Raw genomic sequence first — 12472 nt, 5'->3', positions numbered from 1 at the left:
GATTCGACTTGTGTCTAAACATTGGCGACGGGTGAATTCGGCAGTGTGCCAGCGAAGCGCGGCGGCTCAGCGCGGTGCGCATACTGGATCTTGTGACCCAGCCCCGATCCTCCGTCGAGCGGGTAGTCATGTGTCGTGCCGATGGCAACCCGATCAACGTGTTGGTCGTGGACGACGAGTCGGTGCTCGCCGAAATGGTGTCGATGGCGCTGCGCTACGAGGGCTGGAACATTGCGACCGCGAGCGACGGGGCGTCGGCCATCGCCGCCGCCCGCGCCCAACGCCCCGACGTGGTCGTCCTCGACGTGATGCTCCCCGATATGAGCGGGCTCGATGTCCTGCACAAGTTGCGCGAAGAGACCCCGCAGCTGCCCGTGCTCCTGTTGACGGCCAAGGACGCCGTGGAAGACCGCATCGCCGGGTTGACCGCGGGCGGCGACGATTACGTCACCAAACCGTTCAGCATCGAAGAGGTGGTGCTGCGGTTGCGGGCGCTGCTGCGACGCACCGGAGTGACGACGGTGGACAGCGGCGCGCAGCTGGTGGTCGGCGATCTGGTGCTGGACGAGGACAGTCACGAGGTCACCCGTGCCGGCGAGCCAATCGCCTTGACCTCCACCGAGTTCGAGTTGCTTCGATTCATGATGCGCAACTCCAAGCGCGTGCTGAGCAAGGCCCAGATCCTCGACCGGGTGTGGAGCTACGACTTCGGCGGCAGGTCCAATATCGTCGAACTCTACATCTCCTATCTGCGCAAGAAGATCGACAACGGCCGCGACCCCATGATCCACACGCTGCGTGGCGCGGGTTATGTCCTCAAGCCGGCTCGCTGACCCGGGGCGGGCCTGGTCCCTGCGGCTGCGGTTGCTTGTCGGGCAGATCGTCGTGCTGGCCATCGTGTGCGTCGGCATCACCGCGGTGACCGAGCTGGCGCTGAACCACCATCTGGTCAAGCAGCTCGACGGGCAACTCGCCGGCACGTCGTTCCGTTCGGCGCTGATGTACCCCGAACCGAACCGTCCGGGCTGGCGGCGCGAGCACTCCTACTACCCGCGGCCGGGCCCCGGCCCCCGATTCCTGGACGCCCCCGGTCAGCCGGCGGGCATGGTGGCCGCGGTGATCAACCACGGCAAAACGGTCGGCGCCGGCTATCTGACCGGTAGCGGCACCCGGGCCGCGCTGACCCCGACCGCCCAGGACCAACTGGAGCGGATCGCCGACAGCCGCGTGCCGGTCACGGTGGACCTGGATGGCCTCGGCCGCTATCGGGTGGTCGCCGCCCCGAGCCGAAACGGGGGCGACACCATCGTGACGGGGCTCTCGATGGCCAACGTCGATGCCACCCTGATCAGGATGCTGATCATCTTCGGCATCGTCACCGTGATCGCGCTGGCGGCCGCGACGATAGCCGGGGTCGTCATCATCCGGCGGGCGCTCGCGCCGCTGCGCCGCGTCGCGCAGACCGCGAGCAGGGTGGCCGACCTGCCGCTGGACCGCGGTGAGGTCGAACTCCCGCTCCGGGTGCGCGAATCCGACGCCAACCCCTCGACCGAGGTCGGCCAACTCGGGTCCGCCCTCAACCGGATGCTCGACCACATCGCGGCCGCGCTGTCGGCCAGGCAGGCCAGCGAGACCCGCGTCCGCCAGTTCGTCGCCGACGCCAGTCACGAGCTGCGCACGCCGCTGGCCGCGATCCGCGGATACACCGAACTGACCCAGCGCATGGGTGACGACCGGGAGGCGGTGGAGCACGCGATGAGCCGCGTGGCCTCCGAGACCGAACGAATGACGCGCCTGGTCGAGGACCTGCTGTTGCTTGCCCGGCTGGACTCAGGCCGGCCGCTGGAACGCGAGCCGGTCGATCTGTCGCGGGTGGCGGTCGACGCGGTCAACGACGCGCATGTCGCCGGGCCGGACCATCAGTGGGAGCTCGACCTGCCCGAGGAACCCGTGATCATCACCGGTGATGCGGCCCGGCTGCACCAGGTGTTGGCCAACCTGCTCGCCAACGCCCGCCTGCACACCGGCGCCGGCACGGTCGTGACCACCCGGTTGAGCACCGAGCCGGCGGACACCGTGCTGCAGGTCATCGACAACGGCCCCGGCATCCCGGCGGCGCTTCAGTCGGAAGTGTTCGAGCGGTTCGCCCGCGGCGATACCTCGCGCTCGCGCAAGGGGGGCAGCACCGGGCTGGGTCTGGCGATCGTCTCCGCGGTCGTCAAGGCTCACAACGGAACCATCACCGTGGACAGCTCGCCCGGCCATACCGAGTTCACGGTGCGGTTGCCACTCAACGGGTGGCAACCGCCCGCGTCCTCAGCTAGCTAGAGCAATTGACGTCGATTTCGAACGGCTTGTTCACCGGTTGCATCGGGTTGGCCATGTCGACCCCGGTGGCCGTCCCGGTGATCTTGTAGCTGTTGCCGTTCTTCTCGGCGGAGGCGTTGCCCTGGCCGGTCCCGGAGGTGTAGCCCAGCGTCACACCGTTGACGTTGCCCAGCCCGACCGACTTCACCTGGGGCGGGTTGGCGTCGGTGAGCACGGCGGCGATCCCGGTCGCTGCGCCACCGATCGCGATGTTGGTGTTGCCGCCGGCCGTGGTGCACACGACGGAGCCGCTCACGTTCTGGTCCTTGCCGTCGATGAGGACCTTGGTTCCGCTGGCAGCGCCCGCCGAGGTGTTCACCGCGGAGCTGGTGCCCGAACCGCCCGAACTCGACTTATTGCTGGAACAGCCGGAAATTCCGGCGGCCAGAACTGCCGCTCCGGCCACCGCGACCATCAGTCCACGCTTCACATGTTCTCCTTTGCCCGAAAGTTGCGACCCTCGGCATTGAGGGCCGTCTGGGGCAGTATGCGGGTTAACTGAGCCGAACACCTACGGTTCCGATTAATTGTTCCTGTCTTCGTCGGCCACCTGACAAGTTGCGCCGCAACGCCTCGCGAAAGGGTGCGTTGGTGGCAATGTATTGGCGTGGAGCGCACACCCCCCACCGCGGTCATCGAGGCGGCGCATCGCGCGCACGCGCTACCTTTCGATGACGACGCGGACTTTCACAACGCCGATCGCGGATTCATCGCCGCCCTGTCCCCATGCGTGATCAAGGCGGCCGACGGGCGCGTGGTCTGGGACAACGACGCCTACTCCTTCCTCGGTGGTCCCGCCCCGCCGTCGGTGCACCCCAGCCTGTGGCGGCAGTCCACGCTCGTGGCCAAACAAGGCCTCTACGAAGTGGTTCCGGGCATCTACCAGGTCCGTGGCTTCGACCTTTCCAACATCACGTTCGTCGAGACCGACACCGGCATCATCGTCATCGACCCGCTGGTGTCCACGGAGGTCGCGGCGGCGGCACTGGCGCTGTATCGCGCACACCGCGGGGGCGACCGTCCCGTCGTCGCGGTCATCTACACCCACAGCCATGTCGACCATTTCGGCGGCGTGCTGGGCGTCACCTCACAGGAGGATGTGGATTCCGGCGCGGTGGCCGTGCTCGCGCCGGAGGGCTTCGTCGAGCATGCGGTCCAGGAGAACGTCTACGCCGGCCCGGCCATGACGCGCCGGGCGACCTACATGTACGGCACGCTGCTGCCCCGCGGGCCCCGGGACCAGGTGGGCTGCGGGCTGGGCCAGGCGCCGTCCACCGGTGAGGTGGCGATCATCGTCCCCACCATCGATATCCGCGAGACCGGCGAGAAGCACATCATCGACGGCGTGGAGATCGAGTTCCAGATGGCGCCCGGCACCGAGGCGCCCGCCGAAATGCATTTCTACTTCCCGCGATTCCGCGCGCTGTGCATGGCCGAGAACGCCACCCACAACCTGCACAACCTGCTGACCCTGCGCGGTGCCCTGGTGCGCGACCCGCACGCCTGGTCCGGCTACCTCACCGAAGCGATCGACGCCTTCGCCGACCGCGCCGACGTGGTGTTCGCCTCCCATCATTGGCCCACCTGGGGGCGGGAGAGCATCGTCGACTTCCTGTCGCTGCAGCGCGACTTGTATGCCTACTTGCACGACCAGACACTGCGACTGCTCAACCGGGGCTACACCGGGGTCGAGATCGCGGAGATGTTCCAAATGCCCCCGGCGCTCGAGCGCGCCTGGCACACCCACGGGTATTACGGGTCGGTCAGCCACAACGTGAAGGCCGTCTACCAGCGCTACATGGGCTGGTTCGACGGCAACCCGGCCCGACTGTGGCCGCATCCGCCCGAGGCCCTCGCACCGCGTTACGTGGCGGCGATGGGCGGAATCGACCGGGTCGTCGAGCTGGCCCAAACGGCGTTCGACGCCGGTGACTTTCGTTGGGCGGCAACGCTGCTGGATCACGCGATCTTCACCGAGAGCGGGCATATCGGTGCCCGGGCGCTGTTCGCCGACACGCTCGAGCAACTGGCCTACGGTGCCGAGAACGCCACGTGGCGCAACTTCTTCCTCAGTGGGGCAACGGAATTGCGCGACGGCAACTTCGGCACCGCGGCGCAGGTGTCGCCGAGCATGCTGGCCCAGCTGACCCCGGAACAGATCTTCGACGGCCTCGCCGTCCGGGTCGACGGGCCGCGCAGCTGGGATCTGGACCTCACGATCGACATCGCCTTCGCTGATCTCGCCGCCAACTACCGGCTCACGCTGCGGAACGGGGTCCTCGTTCACCGCAAGGTGGCCGCTGAACCCGCAACCGCCACCGTTACGGTCCAACTGGACAGCAAGTCTCGGCTGCTGACGGCGGCGCTGGGCGACTTCACCTCGGCCGGCCTGGACATCTCCGGTGATCAGGCGGCGCTGCAGGCCTTCTTGGGCGTGCTGGACCAACCCGACCCGAGCTTCGACATCGTCACGCCGTGACGTCGATCACGACCTTGCCCAACACCTTCCGGTCGGCCACATGCCGCAGCGCGGCGGCGGTTTCGGACAAGGGGAACCGCGCGCCGATGTACGGCCGGATCGTGCCATCGGCGAACATCTCCGACAGCTCCCGCATGTCGCGGATGGCCTCGTCGGGGTGGTCGGTCATGAAGGTGCGGATCTCCATGCCGCGCACACAGATGTCCTTGAGCAGAATGAGATTGAGCGGGATGGCCGGTATTGCGCCCGCGGCATAGCCCAGGGTGACAAAGGTGCCTCCGCGCGCGAGCCCGCGCAGCGCCGGCTCCGCATAATGCCCGCCGACCGGGTCGATGATCACCCGGGCGGCGTCGCCGGTGAGCTCGCGGATGCGCGATTTCAAGTCCTCGCGGTCATAGTCGACGGTCGCCTCGGCGCCGCGCTGCCGGCACAGCTCGAGCTTCTCCGGGCTCGAGGCGGCCGCCAGCACCCGTGCCTTCATGGCGACGGCCAGGTCGACCGCGGCCAGCCCGACACCGCCGGCGGCGCCCAGCACCACGACCCAATCGCCTTCTGCCACTGCGGCGGTCGATCGCAGTGCGTGGTACGCGGTGCGGTAGGTCACGCCGACGGCGGCGGCCGACGCGAAGTCGGCGTCGTCGGGCACGAGCTCCGCCTGGCTCGCGTCCAGCAGCGCCAATTCGGCGAACGCACCGAAGGTGGTTCCCGAAACTCGCTGCCCTGGCTGGAATGGCGCGCCGGCACCGGCGGCGATCACTTCGCCGGCGATCTCGTTGCCCGGTATGAACGGCGGCGGAATCTTCACCTGATACTTGCCCGCGATGAAAAGCACGTCGGGGAAATTGACCGCGGCGGCGTGCACGCGCACCAGCAGCTGCCCGGGGGCCGGAACGGGGTCGTCGACGTCCTCGACAACCAGATCTTCCGGAGTGCCGTAGGTACGGCAGACCACGGCGCGCATCAACTGACCCCCAGACCGCGCAGACAAAACTCCACCAGGTGTGCGATGTCGTCGGACTTGGGCCGGTCGGCCGACCCCACGTATCGGCGCATGGTCGCGGCGGTGCAACTGAACACGGCCTCGACATCGCGCTCGACATCGCCACTTCCCAGCGCCGCAACGGGTTCGACGAGCAGATCGCGTAGCGGCCGCATCATCTCCTGATCCGCCGCACGCCAATTCGCGCCGGCCGACATCTGTCCGGCGGCCGCCCGGCTCAGGCTGATCAGGTGCGGGTCGGCCACCTGTGCCAACGTGCCCTCGATCCAGCGGGCGACCTGATCGCGGGGCTCGCGCTCCTTGGCCATCTGGTGCTCGAGGTAGGACACGACGATGGCCACGCCGCGTTCCATGACGGCCAGGATGAGATCGTCCTTACCGGCGAAATACCGGTAGAACGCCTTGTTCGAGGAACCGGCCTCGGCGACGATATCGCTCACCCGCGGAGGTTCCGGCGCGACCCGTTCCATGACACGGACCGCGGCGGCCAGGATGCGCTCCACCTCTTCGGTAGCCTCCCGCTGGCGGTCGTCGAGCGCCCGCTCGACCGCCGCGGTCACCCTGCTGCTCACGGCGAATCGGGCAACGCCGGAACATGATTGACGAGGCCGCCGTACTTGGTGCGTGCGGCCTCCCGGCGGATGTCCAGCAGTTCGCTCGGCCACTCGGCGTCTTCGGCCTCGTAGTGTTTGAGCAGCAGCCGGGCCAGGTTGACCTTGTGGGCCTCGGTCGGCCCGTCGGCCAGGCCGAGGGCCACCCCGCCGAGCAGCACGTTGACCAGCGGCAGTTGGTCCGTGGTGCCCAGCGCGCCGTGCACCTGGATAGCGCGCAGTCCAATCGATTTCAGCACCTGAGACGCCAGAATCTTGCAGGCGCCGATCTCGGCGCGGGCCGCATGCTCCCCGGCGGTGTCGATCAGCCACGCCGCGTGCAGCACCGCCAGCCGGAACGGCATCAGCTCGGTGTAGGAGTCGGCGATGAACGCCTGCACCAGCTGCTTGTCGGCCAGCGAGCTGCCCTGCGTGAAACGGCTTTTCGCGCGGCGCGCCATCATCTCCACCGCGCGCTGGGCCACCCCGATCGACCGCATCGCATGGTGCAACCGCCCCCCGGCCAGCCGGGTCTGCAAGATCATGAAGCCTTGGCCCGGTTCGCCCAACAGCGCGTCCGACGGCACCCGGACGCCCTCGTAATGCACCAGGGAATGCCCGGGTTCGTGCGGCAGCGCGCCGACCAGGTGGTGGGTGGCCTCGATGGTCAACCCGTCGGTACCGGCCGGCACCAGGAACGTCGAGGCGCCGCGGTGCACGGGCACGTCCGGGTCGGTGATCGCGACGACGATGAAGAACGAGGCGACGGAGGCGTTGGAGGAGAAGTACTTTCGCCCGGTGATCACCCAGTCGTCGCCGTCGCGGAACGCGCGCGTCCGGAACACTCGCGGGTCGGCGCCGCCCTGCGGCTCCGTCATCGAAAAGCACGAGAAGATCTCTCCGGACAGCAGGCCGGCGAGGTAGCGGTCCTTTTGCTCCTGCGTTCCGAAGCGGGCGATGATCTCGGCGTTGCCGGTGTCGGGCGCCTGCGTGCCGAACACGATCGGCGCCCACGGGCTGCGGCCCAGAATCTCGTTGATCAACGTCAGCTTGACCGCGCCGAAACCCTGGCCGCCCAGTTCGGGGCCCAGATGCGGTGCCCACAAGCCTTGGTCGCGCACCTGCTGCTTGAGCGGATCGACGATGCGGCGACGCTCGTCGTTCAGCGGCAGGAACTCGCAACCCGGGAACAGCACCTCGAGGGGTTCGACCTCTTCGCGGACGAAGTCGCGTACCCAGTCGATTTTCTGCTGAAATTCCGGTTCGGTGGAGAAGTCCCAAGACATTCGAATGCTCCTACTCGTTCAGTCGCGCTTGCGATCGCCGCGTCAGGGAATTCCACCGTCGGCGCGCAGGATCGACCCGGTGGTGAAACTGGAGGCGTCCGACGCCAAAAACAGTGCGGCCCCGACGATTTCGCCCGGGTCTCCGGCGCGCTGCAGTGCAAGGTGGCCAAACGGCTTGCCGTGGGCCGCCTCGAGATTCCAGGCTTTGCTCACGTCGGTCAGGAAGGGTCCGGCCATCAGCGTGTTGACCCGCACCGACGGACCGAATGCCTTCGCCAGCGCCTCGGTCATGGCGTTGAGGCCGGCCTTGGCGGCGGCGTAGGGAACGATGTCGGGAGTGGGGCGCAGCGACCCGGCGGTGCTCACGTTGATGATGGACCCGCCGCCTGCCGCGACCATCCGCTCACCCACCAACGCCGACAACCGGAACGGCCCCTTGAGGTTGAGGTTGAGAACCGCGTCGAACAGTTTCTCGGTGACGTCGGTCAGCTTGTCGTACAGGGGGGACATGCCGGCGTTGTTGATCAGCGTGTCCACCTTGCCGAATCGGTCATAGGCGGCTTCGACCAGGCCGTCGAGCTGATCCCAGCGCCCGACGTGCACCTGATAGGGCATGGCGGAGCGCCCCGTTTCCGCCTCGATCTCCTTGGCCGTGGTCACGCAGTTGTCCATGTTGCGGCTGGCGATCACGACGTCGGCGCCGCAGCGTGCGGCGGCGAACGCCATCTCGCGGCCCAGTCCGCGGCTGCCGCCGGTGACCAGCACGACCCGCTCGGTGAGATCGAAAAGCCGGTCCGCGTAACCCATTTCACCGACCCCCGGAGGGCAAGGAGCGCGCGAGTGCGGCCGCCGTCGCGATCAGCTGCGGGATCATCGTCCCGAAGGCGTCCTGGACCTTGGGGTCGACCTTTCCGGTGTGCACCCCCGCAGCGTAGGTCTTTTCCAGCACGATGCCGAGCTTCCAATTCGCCAGCACCAGGTAGTAGTCGATGTTTTCGGTGGAAAGCCCGCTGACCGCCTCGTAGTGCCGCAGCAGTTCGCTGCGGGTGGGCATGCCGCTCATGTCGAGATAGAACCCGTCGGCGCGCGGCTTTTCGCCGTCGTAGCCCAGCAGGCACCACGCCAGGTCCAGCAGCGGGTCGCCGACCGTCGTCATCTCCCAGTCCACGATCGCGGCCAGCCGCGCCGGCTCCCCGTGGGCGAACATCACGTTGGCGAATTGGTAATCGCCGTGCATGATGCCCGGTTGGTAATGCGTGGGCCGATTGTTGCGCAGCCACTCCGAGGCCTCGTCGAGGCCCGGTAGGTCGCGCACCTTGTAGGCGTCGAGGAAGGTCAGCCAGCGGTCGACCTGCCGCTCATGAAATCCGTCTGGGCGGCCGAAGCCGTCCAGACCTTGAGCCCGCCAGTCCACCCGCCCCAGCTTCGCCGCGCCCTCGACGAGCTGGAAGGCCAGCCCGCGGCGGGCGTCCAGGTCGGTGTCGAACGGCGGCTGCCACCCGCCGTCCATCGGGCTCCACCCGTCGATGGCCTGCATGACGTAGAACGGCATGCCGAGCACGGTGCCGGTGTCGTCGGCGGCGATCAGCGCCGCGTGCGGGACGTCGGTGCCGGACAGGGCACGCACCAGCCGGATCTCGCGCAGCAAGCCGTCGATGCGCGCCGCATCGGCGCGGGCGCCGGGCATCCGCAGCACCATCCGCTCGCCGCCGCGGTCGAGCAGATACAGCGTGTTCTGCGAACCGCCCTTCAGCTGCTCCAGCCGCGGCTCCTCACCGTCGCCCGGCGCACCGTTCGCATCCAGCCAGCGGGCGAGAACACCCGCGTCCAGTCGGTCCTGACCTACCGTCGTCATCCGCACACCCCGCTCTCTGTGCGGAGAATAGCATTCTCGGCGTCGACCTTCGGCTTTTCGGCTCAGTCCGGCTTGTGCGCGGTGAGCAGAAACCCGGGTGCCATGAAATGTCCTTCATCGTCGTGCTCCAGATGTGCCAGCGGCCCGTCGGAGGACGGGGCCGCGTTGCCGTAGACCTTGGCCGGGCGCAGATCGTCGACCCGCCAGAGCGTCGAGACCACCTCGCGCAACTCGGTTTCGGTAAAGCCGCGCGGTCCGCCGTGGTCGGCGTCGCCCAGCGCGCCGGTGGCAAAGGCCAAGATGTACAGCCCCGCTCCCGGGGCGGCGGCCCGAAGGATCGATTGCAGATAGTCCTGGCGCTTCTCCGGCGGCAGCGCATGAAACAGCCCGCTGTCCATGATCGTGGAGAAGCGGCCGTCGTAGCCGCGGAAGTTCGTGACGTCGGCCTGCGCGAAAGTCGCCGTGGTCAGTCCTTGTTCCGCGGCCGCCATTGCAGCGGCCTGGATGGCGGTGGCGCTGCTGTCCAGGCCCACCACGGTGTACCCCCGCGCGGCGAGGGCCAGCGACAGCGCGGCATGACCGCAACCGGCGTCCAGCACATCGCTTCGGATGTTGCCCTCGTCGATCAGCACCCCCAGCTCGGGCTGCGGCCGGCCGATGCTCCACGGTGGCGGCGTCTCCTGCCGGTACGCCACATCCCAATCCCTGCTCGGCTCGGTCATTCGTCCTCCTCGCGGTCGGCATTTGTCTGAGCCCTATTTTGCGCGGGCCGGTCCGCATGCTTTGAATGAACACGTCGCGCTCAACCACAGACAGGAACACACCCATGCAATTGCTTCTGGTCCGGCACGCGCTGCCGCTGCGCAGCGAACACGGCGAGGGCTCCGACCCGGACCTGTCGGACGAGGGGCTGGCACAGATCGAGCGACTTCCCAAGGCGCTGGACCGGTTTCCCATCTCCCGGGTGGTGAGCAGCCCCCAGCGGCGCGCAATCCAGACCGCCGAACCGGTCGCGGCGGCGCGGGATCTCACCGTCGAGGTCGACGACCGATTCGCGGAATACGACCGGGACCTTCCGCTGTACATCCCGGTCGAGCAGATCCGCGAGGAAATGCCCGAGGAGTGGGCGCGCCTGGCCCAGGGCCACCTGCCCACCGCGGTCGACGAGGACGCGTTTCTCGCCCGGGTGCGCGCGGCGGTCGACGACCTCGTCGCCTCCGTCGATCCCGACGACACGGTCGCGGTGTTCAGCCACGGCGGTGTGATCAACGTCCTGCTGCACCAGATTCTGGGGACGTCCCGGCTGTTGTCGTTCCCCGTCGACTACGCGTCGGTCACCCGGCTGCTGTTCTCGCGATCCGGTCAGGCGACAGTGGCGGGGGTCAACGGAGTCGAGCACGTGTGGGACCTGCTGCCGCGAAATCAGAGGTGGTAAACAAGTTCGGTGACTTCAGCTGACCAACTCGAGGGCCTCGACCTGGCCTCGCTGGATCGGTACCTGCGTTCGCTCGGCATCGGACGCGACGGTGAGCTGCGCGCGGACTTCATTTCCGGTGGCCGTTCCAACCTGACCTTCCGCGTCTACGACGACGAGACCAGCTGGCTGGTGCGGCGCCCGCCGCTGCACGGCCTGACCCCGTCGGCGCACGACATGGCCCGTGAGTACCGAGTCGTCGCCGCGCTGCGCGACACACCGGTTCCGGTGGCGCGCGCGATCGCGCTGTGCGAGGACGACTCGGTGCTGGGCGCGCCGTTCCAGATCGTCGAATTCGTCGCCGGCCAGGTGGTGCGCCGTCGCGCCCAGCTCGAAGCCCTCAGCCACACCGTCATCGAGGGCTGCGTCGATTCGCTGATCCGGGTCCTCGTCGACCTGCACTCCGTCGACCCCGAGGCCGTGGGGCTGGCCGATTTCGGCAAGCCCAGCGGCTACCTGGAGCGACAGGTGCGGCGGTGGGGTTCGCAATGGGCGTTGGTGCGGCTGCCCGACGACCGCCGCGACGCCGACGTCGAGCGCCTGCACTCCGGTCTGCAACAGGCCATTCCCCAGCAAAGCCGCACGTCGATCGTGCACGGCGACTACCGGATCGACAACACCATCCTGGACCTCGACGACCCGACGAAGGTGCGCGCCGTCGTCGACTGGGAGCTGTCCACCCTGGGGGACCCGCTGTCGGATGCGGCCCTGATGTGCGTGTACCGCGACCCGGCGCTGGATTTGATCGTCAATGCGCAGGCGGCCTGGACGTCACCGCTGTTGCCAACGGCCGACGAGTTGGCCGACCGGTACTCGCTGGTCGCCGGCTTGCCGCTGGCGCATTGGGAGTTCTATATGGCCCTGGCTTACTTCAAGCTGGCCATCATCGCGGCCGGCATCGACTTCCGCCGGCGGATGTCGGACCAGGCTCGCGGCATGGACTCCGACAACATGCCGGAGGTCGTGGCCCCGCTGATCTCGCGCGGGCTGGCGGAGCTCGCCAAGCTCCCCCGTTAGGCCCTAGCGCGCCGCCGCGTGATGCTTCTTGGCCGCGCGGCGCAGTTGCAGGATTCGCGCGGTGCCGACGGCCACCGTGATCAGCCCGCCGACCACCGCCGCGAGCAGGATGGCCACGCCCAGCGGCAGGCGCCAGTGCCAGCCCAAGAACGTAAAGGGCGTCTCCGCCGTGTTCTGGGTGATGAAGATCAGCAGCAGAATCAGAATCAGGAAGCCGCCGATCAGGGACGACCACAGCGCGCCGGCGCGGGTGAACCCGATCGCGGGTTCCTTGGGCGCCGCGCCCGGCTTGGGCGTCGCGGGGGGCTTGGGGGGCGGCTGGCTGGGCGAGGCAGGGGGATGGCTGCTCATAGGGTCATCTTTGTCCCATCCGGCACAGAATGAAACCAAACCGGGCAACCGGC

At 68.1% G+C, this 12472-nt stretch carries 13 protein-coding genes; 5 read left to right on the top strand and 8 right to left on the bottom strand.

Features of this window, described 5'->3' with window-relative positions:
- Positions 1–128 precede the first annotated feature (128 nt).
- Positions 129–833, top strand: a complete 705-nt coding sequence (locus A5756_RS17500) for a response regulator transcription factor (RefSeq protein WP_066954966.1) — start codon at positions 129–131, stop codon at positions 831–833.
- Entirely contained in the window at positions 811–2328 is a 1518-nt protein-coding gene (locus tag A5756_RS17495; protein WP_066954988.1) for a cell wall metabolism sensor histidine kinase WalK, read from the top strand. Before A5756_RS17500 ends, A5756_RS17495 begins: the two co-directional genes overlap by 23 nt.
- Here the strand turns inward: A5756_RS17495 and A5756_RS17490 are convergent.
- A complete protein-coding gene (locus A5756_RS17490; RefSeq protein ID WP_066954962.1) occupies positions 2321–2797 on the bottom strand; it encodes a lipoprotein LpqH in 477 nt (158 codons plus the stop codon). The two genes, A5756_RS17495 and A5756_RS17490, sit on opposite strands and share 8 nt — an antisense overlap.
- A 177-nt stretch (positions 2798–2974) precedes the next feature.
- Here A5756_RS17490 and A5756_RS17485 point away from each other — a divergent pair, with 177 nt between their 5' ends.
- Complete coding sequence (locus A5756_RS17485) at positions 2975–4846, top strand: alkyl/aryl-sulfatase (RefSeq protein ID WP_066954959.1); 1872 nt, start codon at positions 2975–2977, stop codon at positions 4844–4846.
- Here A5756_RS17485 and A5756_RS17480 read toward each other — a convergent pair.
- The 6 genes from A5756_RS17480 to A5756_RS17455 all read right to left on the bottom strand — a co-directional run bounded on the left by A5756_RS17480 (position 4836) and on the right by A5756_RS17455 (position 10299).
- Entirely contained in the window at positions 4836–5807 is a 972-nt protein-coding gene (locus A5756_RS17480) for an NADPH:quinone oxidoreductase family protein (RefSeq protein ID WP_066954956.1), read from the bottom strand. The two genes, A5756_RS17485 and A5756_RS17480, sit on opposite strands and share 11 nt — an antisense overlap.
- Complete coding sequence (locus A5756_RS17475; protein ID WP_066954953.1) at positions 5807–6418, bottom strand: TetR/AcrR family transcriptional regulator; 612 nt, start codon at positions 6416–6418, stop codon at positions 5807–5809. Before A5756_RS17475 ends, A5756_RS17480 begins: the two co-directional genes overlap by 1 nt.
- Positions 6415–7722, bottom strand: coding sequence for an acyl-CoA dehydrogenase family protein (locus A5756_RS17470; protein WP_066954950.1), 1308 nt, complete (start codon positions 7720–7722; stop codon positions 6415–6417). The genes A5756_RS17475 and A5756_RS17470 overlap by 4 nt, the downstream gene beginning before the upstream one ends.
- Before the next feature lie 42 nt (positions 7723–7764).
- Positions 7765–8529, bottom strand: a complete 765-nt coding sequence (locus tag A5756_RS17465) for an SDR family NAD(P)-dependent oxidoreductase (protein WP_066954947.1) — start codon at positions 8527–8529, stop codon at positions 7765–7767.
- 1 nt (position 8530) lies between these two features.
- The gene (locus A5756_RS17460) at positions 8531–9577 is read right to left on the bottom strand and encodes a phosphotransferase family protein (protein WP_066954944.1); all 1047 of its coding nucleotides are present in this window, start codon (positions 9575–9577) and stop codon (positions 8531–8533) included.
- 62 nt (positions 9578–9639) lie between these two features.
- A complete protein-coding gene (locus tag A5756_RS17455; RefSeq protein ID WP_066954940.1) occupies positions 9640–10299 on the bottom strand; it encodes a class I SAM-dependent methyltransferase in 660 nt (219 codons plus the stop codon).
- A gap of 104 nt (positions 10300–10403) precedes the next feature.
- Here A5756_RS17455 and A5756_RS17450 point away from each other — a divergent pair, with 104 nt between their 5' ends.
- Both A5756_RS17450 and A5756_RS17445 read left to right on the top strand, forming a co-directional pair.
- Positions 10404–11012: a histidine phosphatase family protein gene (locus A5756_RS17450; RefSeq protein ID WP_066954937.1), complete on the top strand. Its 609-nt coding sequence runs from the start codon at positions 10404–10406 to the stop codon at positions 11010–11012.
- Between the two features lie 9 nt (positions 11013–11021).
- Positions 11022–12068, top strand: a complete 1047-nt coding sequence (locus A5756_RS17445) for a phosphotransferase family protein (RefSeq protein WP_066954933.1) — start codon at positions 11022–11024, stop codon at positions 12066–12068.
- A gap of 3 nt (positions 12069–12071) precedes the next feature.
- Here the strand turns inward: A5756_RS17445 and A5756_RS17440 are convergent, their stop codons facing one another.
- The gene (locus A5756_RS17440; RefSeq protein WP_066954930.1) at positions 12072–12419 is read right to left on the bottom strand and encodes a lipopolysaccharide assembly LapA domain-containing protein; all 348 of its coding nucleotides are present in this window, start codon (positions 12417–12419) and stop codon (positions 12072–12074) included.
- Positions 12420–12472: the final 53 nt, after the last annotated feature.

The organism is Mycobacterium sp. 852002-53434_SCH5985345, assembly GCF_001667155.1.
In the GTDB taxonomy this organism is placed as follows: domain Bacteria; phylum Actinomycetota; class Actinomycetes; order Mycobacteriales; family Mycobacteriaceae; genus Mycobacterium.
Note: the sequence above shows the minus strand (reverse complement) of the source record. Positions and strands in the feature narration are given on the sequence as shown.

Excerpts from the sequence above, each read along its gene's own strand:
- A5756_RS17500 (WP_066954966.1), top strand. The coding sequence starts at position 129 with ATGTGTCGTGCCGATGGCAACCCGATCAACGTGTTGGTCGTGGACGAC.
- A5756_RS17495 (WP_066954988.1), top strand. The coding sequence starts at position 811 with ATGTCCTCAAGCCGGCTCGCTGACCCGGGGCGGGCCTGGTCCCTGCGG.
- A5756_RS17480 (WP_066954956.1), bottom strand. The coding sequence starts at position 5,807 with ATGCGCGCCGTGGTCTGCCGTACCTACGGCACTCCGGAAGATCTGGTT.
- A5756_RS17470 (WP_066954950.1), bottom strand. The coding sequence starts at position 7,722 with ATGTCTTGGGACTTCTCCACCGAACCGGAATTTCAGCAGAAAATCGAC.
- A5756_RS17465 (WP_066954947.1), bottom strand. The coding sequence starts at position 8,529 with ATGGGTTACGCGGACCGGCTTTTCGATCTCACCGAGCGGGTCGTGCTG.
- A5756_RS17460 (WP_066954944.1), bottom strand. The coding sequence starts at position 9,577 with ATGACGACGGTAGGTCAGGACCGACTGGACGCGGGTGTTCTCGCCCGC.
- A5756_RS17455 (WP_066954940.1), bottom strand. The coding sequence starts at position 10,299 with ATGACCGAGCCGAGCAGGGATTGGGATGTGGCGTACCGGCAGGAGACG.
- A5756_RS17450 (WP_066954937.1), top strand. The coding sequence starts at position 10,404 with ATGCAATTGCTTCTGGTCCGGCACGCGCTGCCGCTGCGCAGCGAACAC.
- A5756_RS17440 (WP_066954930.1), bottom strand. The coding sequence starts at position 12,419 with ATGAGCAGCCATCCCCCTGCCTCGCCCAGCCAGCCGCCCCCCAAGCCC.